At 48.2% G+C, this 8738-nt stretch carries 8 protein-coding genes; all 8 read left to right on the top strand.

Annotated elements, in window-relative coordinates; genetic code table 11:
• The first annotated feature begins 8 nt into the window (after positions 1-8).
• Positions 9-1259, top strand: a complete 1251-nt coding sequence (locus HQ50_RS07245; protein ID WP_039429374.1) for an FtsW/RodA/SpoVE family cell cycle protein — start codon at positions 9-11, stop codon at positions 1257-1259.
• Positions 1256-2398, top strand: coding sequence for an undecaprenyldiphospho-muramoylpentapeptide beta-N-acetylglucosaminyltransferase (gene murG, locus HQ50_RS07250; protein ID WP_039429376.1), 1143 nt, complete (start codon positions 1256-1258; stop codon positions 2396-2398). Before HQ50_RS07245 ends, murG begins: the two co-directional genes overlap by 4 nt.
• The gene (murC, locus tag HQ50_RS07255) at positions 2395-3765 is read left to right on the top strand and encodes a UDP-N-acetylmuramate--L-alanine ligase (RefSeq protein ID WP_039429377.1); all 1371 of its coding nucleotides are present in this window, start codon (positions 2395-2397) and stop codon (positions 3763-3765) included. The genes murG and murC overlap by 4 nt, the downstream gene beginning before the upstream one ends.
• Entirely contained in the window at positions 3759-4535 is a 777-nt protein-coding gene (locus tag HQ50_RS07260) for a hypothetical protein (RefSeq protein WP_039429379.1), read from the top strand. Before murC ends, HQ50_RS07260 begins: the two co-directional genes overlap by 7 nt.
• 47 nt (positions 4536-4582) lie before the next feature.
• Positions 4583-6022 carry a cell division protein FtsA gene (locus tag HQ50_RS07265; RefSeq protein WP_039429381.1) on the top strand — a complete coding sequence of 480 codons (1440 nt, stop codon included), beginning with the start codon at positions 4583-4585 and terminating at the stop codon, positions 6020-6022.
• A 2-nt stretch (positions 6023-6024) separates the two neighbouring features.
• Entirely contained in the window at positions 6025-7377 is a 1353-nt protein-coding gene (ftsZ, locus tag HQ50_RS07270) for a cell division protein FtsZ (protein WP_039429382.1), read from the top strand.
• Positions 7378-7410: 33 nt separating this feature from the next.
• Positions 7411-7860 (top strand): GatB/YqeY domain-containing protein, encoded by a 450-nt coding sequence (locus HQ50_RS07275; protein ID WP_018964999.1) that lies wholly within the window; start codon positions 7411-7413, stop codon positions 7858-7860.
• A gap of 234 nt (positions 7861-8094) precedes the next feature.
• A complete protein-coding gene (locus HQ50_RS07280; RefSeq protein ID WP_039419416.1) occupies positions 8095-8691 on the top strand; it encodes a master DNA invertase Mpi family serine-type recombinase in 597 nt (198 codons plus the stop codon).
• Positions 8692-8738: the final 47 nt, after the last annotated feature.

Raw genomic sequence — 8738 nt, forward strand, 5'->3', positions numbered from 1 at the left:
TTAGGAAAATGGCTTGGAAAAAATTGTTTCAGGGAGATAAGACCCTTTGGGTCGTTTTCTTCTTTCTCGTTGTCATTTCCTTGGTAGAAGTCTATAGTGCATCCAGCACTTTGGCATATCAGGGGCGAATGATGTCGCCCATACTGAAGCATGGGGCATTCATCATCATGTCCATTGTAACAGTTGTCTTAGTATCCCGATTGAACTCCACGACCTTGAAGTTCTTGGGAGGGGGACTATACCTTCTATCCTTGGTATTATTGATCATTGCAGTATTCAATGGAACGAGCATAAACGGAGCTTCGCGTTGGATCCCCCTGCCATTCGGCCTTACATTCCAACCCTCAGAGCTGATGAAGATAGCTCTGGTCATGATCGCCGCTATCATCTATACATTGCTCGGACACCTGTCTGCCAAGAAAAGATTTGTCTGGTTCTCGATACTTACGGCAATCCCGATCCTTATCATTGCCAAAGACAATCTATCCACAGCCATGCTCATTGCAGCCTTCTTTTTCTTTATTTCCTGGATCGGAGGTGCTCCCGCCAAGAATCTCTTCTGGCTATTCATCGGGGGAGTAGCCTTTGCCATTCTGGCATATATCCTATTGCTTACGCTACCGTCGCAAACACTGAGCAAACTATCCAATCGTGCTCCCACTTGGAAAAACCGTATCGTAAGTGATCCGGCGCTAAAAGATTTAAGCCCTGAACAGCGAGATTCGATGATTTACGTCATTACGGATGACAACTTTCAGGAATCACATGCGAAGATTGCTATCGCTCGTGGAGGGCTGTTCGGAGTAATGCCGGGGAACAGTATCGAGAGAGATATATTGCCACAGGCTTTCTCGGATTATATCTATGCCATTATTATCGAAGAAATGGGCTTCATTGTTGGAGGAATACTGATCCCGCTGGCTTATTTCGTCTTATTTTTTCGATTGGCACAGTTAGCCCAAAGGGCAGTCAGCCGCTACGAGGGAATGCTCCTGATGGGGTTCGGGCTGCTGTATCTATTGCAAGCAATGTTCAATTTCATCGTAGCATCGGGAATTATCGTCACGGGGCAGACTCTCCCGCTCATTAGTAAGGGAGGGACATCGTACCTGATTACGAGTTTGGCTTTCGGGATCATGATGAGTATCTCGCGACGGACAACGCTAAACAAAGAAGAGGAAGAGACTACCGAAGCAGTAGCGATCGAAGCAGAAGTATCCGACGATGAACCACAAGAAATAAATATATTGGACGCATGAATAACGAAAAGTCAAACGCCAAACTGCGTTTTATCATAAGTGGAGGGGGGACAGGAGGACATATTTTCCCCGCCATATCCATTGCGGATGCCCTCCGTCGCCGATATCCCGAATGTGACATCTTATTTGTCGGTGCTGACGGACGAATGGAAATGGAGCGCGTACCACGATCCGGCTACGAAATCGTAGGCCTACCCATCAAGGGACTAAACAGGAAAAATGTATTGTCGAATTTCAAGGTAGCCACTGCCGTTTTCCGAAGCCTGAGACTGGCCGGTAAGACTATAAAGAACTTTCGCCCCGATGTTGTGATCGGCGTAGGTGGTTATGCCAGCGGTCCCACTCTGCGCAGAGCACACTCCTTCGGTATCCCTACCCTTATCCAGGAACAAAACAGCTATGCCGGTATAACGAATAAGCTCTTGAGCCGAGGAGCACATAAAATCTGTGTAGCCTATCCCGAAATGGACAGATTTTTTCCTGCTGAAAAAATCGTTTTTACGGGCAATCCGATTCGCCCGGAAATAGAGTTCGGCCGTCCCGACCGATCCGAAGCTCTCCACTTTTTCGGACTCGAACAGTCCGAATCGCCTGTCGTCTTAGTGGTCGGAGGGAGCTTGGGAGCTCTCACCATTAACAAAAGCATCACAGAGAAGTTAGGGCAATGGGCCGAAAGCGGTGTACGCCTTATATGGCAAACGGGCAAGAGCTACATCGAAACGGCCAGAAACGCAGTAGAGAATCATCCCAGGCTTAAATGCTATGTCAATGATTTTATCACCCGAATGGACTATGCTTATCGTGCCGCCGATCTGGTTGTATCACGCGCCGGAGCATGCTCCATATCGGAGCTTTGCCTGCTGGGGAAACCCGCCATACTGGTTCCTTCGCCCAATGTGGCTGAAGATCATCAAACGAAGAATGCTTTGGCTCTGTCTACTCGCGCTGCTGCTGTTCTAATTCCGGACGCGAAAGCTGTGGAATTACTGACCGATACAGCTTTGTCTCTGGTTCGCAATCCGACAGAACTGAGTTCTCTGAGCGAACAGATCCGAAAACTGGCCAAACCGCAGGCGGCAGATCGAATTGTGGACGAAATAGCAAGAATAGTGGAATCAGAGAAAAGTGCAAAACAATGAAAAGAGTGTATTTCATTGGGATCGGAGGGATCGGCATGAGTGCTATTGCCCGCTACTTCCATGCAAAAGGATTCGAAGTGTGCGGGTATGATCTGACACCGAGTCCCATTACAGACCAATTGATCAAAGAAGGAATAGGAGTTCACTTCAGCGATGACCTGAATTTGATTCCGACGGCGTTTTTCTCTCCGGCCGATTCGTTGATCGTTTATACTCCTGCCGTACCTGCCGATCACGCGGAACTAACCTACTTCAGATCCAATGGTTACCGCGTAATGAAGCGTGCTGAAATCCTCGGAGAGATAACCCTGATGGAACGTGCACTCTGTGTCGCCGGGACACACGGAAAGACTACGACCTCTACCTTACTGGCACATTTGCTGAGATACAGCCATGTGGATTGCAACGCCTTCCTCGGAGGCATCTCCAATAATTATCAATCAAACTTATTGCTTTCGGACAAAAGTGATTTGGTAGTCGTCGAAGCGGACGAATTCGATCGTTCATTCCACCATCTGAAGCCTTTTATGGCTATCATCACATCTGCTGATCCAGATCATTTGGATATATACGGTACGGCTGAGAATTATCGCGACAGCTTCGAACATTTCACCTCTCTAATTCAATCCGGCGGAGTACTGCTGCTTAAATACGGTGCACCGGTCAATCCTCGGCTGGGAAGCGACGTCAGACTGTTTACATATTCATCCGATGATCGGCAGGCTGATTATTACGCTTCCGACATCACGATCAGGGATGGTCGCCTCTTTTTTACTTGGTATTATCCGGGTGGACGGCTCAGAGAGATAGAACTCGGCGTACCCATACGCATCAATGTAGAGAATGCCGTAGCAGCTATGGCTATCGCACATCTTAACGGCGTCACCTTGGAAGAGCTTCGAAGTGGCATCGCATCTTTCAAAGGCTCTCATCGTCGCTTCGAAAAAGTCTTGGACACAGACCGTGTAGTCCTGATCGATGATTATGCACACCATCCCGTAGAATTGGATGCTGCTATTCGCTCCGTACGCGAGCTATACTCCGACCGACGTATCATGGGGATCTTCCAACCACATCTTTATAGTCGCACAGCAGACTTTTATCAGGATTTTGCGAAGAGCCTTTCGATGTTGGACAAGGTCGTTTTGCTGGATATTTATCCCGCGCGGGAGCTTCCTATGCCCGGTGTAACCAGCCGTTTGATTTTGGATCTGATCGACAATCCGAATAAAACACTGGTGAGTAAAAACGAACTGCTCGATTATCTACACAACGACGAGATACCTGATGTCGTATTGATACTCGGAGCCGGCGATATCGATCGTTTAGTGATTCCGGTCAAACAATATCTTCAAATTCTATGCTGAAGAAGGTACTTTATATACTGGGCTTTTTCCTCGTACTCGCCTATCTTGTTGCAGCCATCGTTTACTTTTCGGATTATCCCGACGGTACACGCTGCTCAGGCTTGGAGGTCCGTGTCGAGGGCAGAACGAAGCATGCATTCATGCAAAAAAACGATGTGGAACGGGATTTGAAACGTCTGGGATTCACGCCCTATGGCAAACAGCTCGATTCTATCGACCTACACAGCATGGAAAGGAAGCTTCGTGCCAACTCACTTTTCCATGGAGCAGAACTATACGCCTCCCCGTCCGGTCAGTTGTATCTGACCGTAGAGCAGAAAGATCCGCTCTTTATGGTAGTTAGGTCTGATACCTCTTTCTATGTATCCACCGACAGGAGTGTGATCGTTCCGAACCTGCAGTATGCAGCCCCTGTCCTGATGGCCTCAGGGCATATATCCACATCCTTAGCCACCGGCCCCCTCTTCGATCTCATTGCATTTATTAGCGATGATCCGTTTTGGTCAAACTTTTTTGCTCAGGTTTATGTCCCTGATGACGGGCAGATTATACTCGTTCCCCGTATGGGTAAAACTGAAATAGTAATAGGTAGCACACCGAATTGGGCAGAAAAATTGTCGAACCTACGCCTTTTTTTGGACAAAGCCATCCCAAAATATGGATGGGACACGTTTAAAACATTAAATTTGGAGTTTAAAGATCAGGTGGTCGCCACTCCTTTTCCCTCTTCCCCTCTTTACCCTGCAGCTGCCCGTGTGCAAGTGCAGTAGAGAAGATAGAGTTTTTTTCTTGCGAGTAGCTACCTTCACCACATAGTATGAGCAGTATGAACACAATCTATGCAGTCATTGACTTGGGCAGTTGGTACATCCGAGGTATGGTGGCTCGCAAAACGGAAGATGGACGTGTTTCTCCGATTTCTTTTTATGAGGAACCGGCCAATAATTGCATCCGCCACGGATGCATACACAATATCGACGAAGCAGCAGCCATTATCCGACGCATCGTCAGCCAGCTAAATGAGCGACTTGAAGACAACACCCATATTACATCGCTATATGTCGGTGTAGGAGGGCAGTCGATCGCCTCGCAAGAGTATATCGTTCGCAAAGCCATGGCTCCCGAAGGAGAGGTCATTCGCACCGAGCATATCGAATCCCTCTGGGCTGAAATGCGAGGAGCCTCTTTCCCCGACAAGGAAGTTTTGGATGTGACCGATCCGCTCTTTTATGTAGACGGAAAACAGGAGATACAGGCCAAGGGAGTATTTTGTCATGAGCTTGAAGCCCGTTTCCAATTGATCACTGCTCGCCGTTCGGTAAAGCAGAATATCCGCATCGCCATAGAAGAACGTCTGGGTTTGCGTTTAGCGGGCATCCTCGTCACACCGCTTTGCGAAGCGCAGGTATTGCTCTCGGATGATGAGCTGACATTGGGATGCTGCTACGTCAATATAGGTGCCGGCTGTACATCTGTATCCATCTATAAAAACAGGCTACTGGCTATGCTTCGCGTACTTCCGATGGGAGGTTATAACGTCACAAGGGACCTGACCAGCCTCCGACTGACAGAACAAGAGGCGGAAAACATGAAGATCAACAACGTGTCGATGATCAACGACAATAAGTCCAACGGATCATTCCGCATGACCTTTGCCGACAAATTCTCCGAAAGGGAGTTCCGCTCCTCCGAAGTCAATCGCTTGGCCAAGGCTCGCATGGACGAAATCACAGCCAACTACCTCAATATCCTACGCCTCTCAGGCCTCCTTGAAGATATCGGTGCCGGCATTATCCTCAATGGAGGTGGTACCAAGATCAACAAATATATGGCTGCCATGAAGAAGATACTCGGAGAGGTCACTCCGGCCAAAATTCGAATGGATCGCATCGACACAGAAAATGCTATTTCTTTTATCGAAGGGCATATCTCTACCATCGGTTTGGCATATAAGGCCACCCAAGCCTGCACAGATTATATCACGACCAATTTGGGTGAACTGGTAAGCCAGATAGAGACCAAAGAAGAAACACCGGCCAACGACACCGTACAGGATCTGTTCGAACAAGACCGGCAAATAGAGAGAAAGGAAAACGAACAGAGGGGCAATACTGACCGACAACGTGAAGACTCCCCCAAACAGACCGTCAAAAAGAAAGAAAAGACCGGGCCTTCATTTGGAGACAAGCTCAAGGGAGCTTTCATAAAGTTTGGCTCCTTGTTCGACGAAGACACTAATCAAGATAATAACAGATAGATATGGAAGACGAATTGCTGAACTTTAATTATACGGATTCCGGCTTGCCCGTTATTATCAAAGTAATCGGAGTCGGCGGTGGTGGTGGCAATGCTGTCAAAAACATGTACCACGGCAAGGTACGCGATGTATCGTTCCTCCTGTGTAATACCGATGTACAGGCTCTCGACCGCAGCGAGGTACCTGATCGGCTGGTACTCGGTCGCGAGGTAACCAACGGTCTGGGAGCCGGTAGCCGTCCGGAAGTAGCACGACGAGCAGCAGAGGCCAGCGAAGCCGACATACGCAAGATATTGGATGACGGCCATACCCGTATGGTCTTCGTAACGGCCGGTATGGGCGGTGGAACGGGTACCGGTGCAGCTCCTGTCATCGGGCGGATAGCGCGCGAACTCAATATCCTCACAGTCGGCATCGTTACCATCCCATTCGTATTCGAAGGCAAGCGCAAGATTCTTCAGGCTCTCGAAGGGGTGGAGGAAATGCGCAAGAACGTGGATGCCTTACTTGTAGTCAATAACGAACGGCTCCGCATCATATACAAAGATCTGAAGCTCGACAATGCTTTTGCCAAGGCAGACGAGACACTGACCAACGCAGCCAATGGTATCGCCGAGATGATCATGAAAGAAGGGACGATCAACCTCGACTTCGCCGATGTGCATACGACGCTCAAGGACGGTGGTATAGCCATCATCAGTACCGGCTACGGAGAAGGGCCCGACCGTATGGAGCAGGCCATCAATGAGGCTCTTACCTCTCCCCTACTCAACAACAACGACATTTTCAAGGCAAGGCGCGTACTCTTCAATATCTATCAAGGCACGGAAGACCCGCTGGGTACGGACGAACTATCAGCCATCAACGAACTCACGGCCAAAATAGAAACCGGATTCGATACTATTTGGGGTTATACTACCGATCCGGAGTTGGGCAAGAAAGTGAAGATCACCATTCTGGCTTCCGGTTTCGATCTGGACACCACACGCGAGAGCATCCGCATCGGAGACAACCTCGGCAATGTCATCAGCGATCCCATCTCTTCTCGTGAGATCGAGACGCAGAACGAACGGGACAATGATCTGATCAACCGCTACTACCGCCCCGATGAACTGGAAAAAGTGAAGGTGGTGGACTTCAAACCGATCATACTCAACCTCGATGAATTGGACAACGACGAACTGATCATGGCCCTCGAAGAGAAACCGGCCTACAGCCGTACAGGAGTACTGCTCTCTCGTATCGACAATATACGCATGCGGATAGCAGAGTCGGCCGGTCGTCTGAAGAAAGACATTGTCAATTCGGAAGAGAGCGAACGGCCAAGCTCTCCGACCACGATCTCATTCAATTAACAATACATCCGAACCAATAAACAAGCCTATACAATGGACTACTTTGAACTCATCAGCAACGATATTAAAGCCGCTATGCTCGCTCGCGACAAAGTGAAGCTCGAAGCCCTTCGCGGAGTGAAGAAAGAATTTCTCGAAGCCAAAACGGCCAAAGGCAGCGATGGCACACTGACCGAAGATGCCGCCCTCAAGATCATGCAAAAGATGGTCAAGCAGCGTCGCGAGAGTGCTGCCATCTTTGTAGAAAACGGCAGACCCGAACTGGCTGAACCGGAACTCGCCGAAGCCGAAGTGATCGAAGCCTACCTACCCAAGCAGCTCTCACGCGAGGAGCTGACACCCATCCTAAAGGAAATAATCAGCCGTCTCGGCATTACTGACAGCAAAATGATGGGCAAAGTAATGGGGGTAGCCAGCAAAGAATTGGCAGGTAAAGCCGATGGAAGCCTCATCAGTACGATCGTAAGAGAACTATTGAGCTGACAACAATCTCTCCCACGCTATCATAAAAGCCATGAATCCCGACTATCGGATTCATGGCTTTTCTGTTACGTATACTTTCACAAGACAAACCCTGCAAGAGAACCTTATCCTTGCAGGGTTTATCATAGCTCTTTGTAACACTTCGGGGCTACTGTGATATACTCACCTTACCCGAGTATCCAATTATATATCTGTTCATATTTGTATCAGGTAAAACCATATAGAAAAACAACTATGATATACGGATACATCAGAGTGAGCAGTGACAAGCAGACTGTAGAGAACCAGCGTTTCGAAATCACGAATTTCTGTGACAGACAAAAGTTGATAATTGACGATTGGATCGAGGAAACTATCAGCGGCACAAAGAATTATAATAAGAGACAGCTCGGCCGTCTTCTAAGAAAGATCAGGAAAGATGATATCATCATCTGTAGCGAACTCTCTCGATTAGGGCGTAATCTCTTTATGATTATGGAAATTCTCAACATCTGTATGACCAAAGAGTGTCGTGTTTGGACAATCAAAGACAACTACCGACTTGGCGACGACATCCAAAGCAAGGTACTCGCTTTTGCCTTTGGACTGTCAGCAGAGATTGAGCGTAACCTCATCAGCCAACGCACTAAGGAAGCACTCGCCAGAAGGAAATCTGAAGGGAAACATATAGGAAGAATCAGAGGAAGCAAGAATTTGCATACGAAGTTTACGGATAAACAAGAGCGGATAGCTCAATGGCTTATTCAAGGAATCCCTAAGTCAGAAATAGCACGCAGATTGAAAGTACATCGGGTTACACTATATCGTTATCTTTTAAGTGTTACAAGTTAATGCCCCTCAGGACGCAACGGTTTCGACATTGTCATCGGTAATCCACC

The sequence above is a fragment of the Porphyromonas sp. COT-052 OH4946 genome (assembly GCF_000765965.1).
Lineage (GTDB): Bacteria > Bacteroidota > Bacteroidia > Bacteroidales > Porphyromonadaceae > Porphyromonas > Porphyromonas gulae.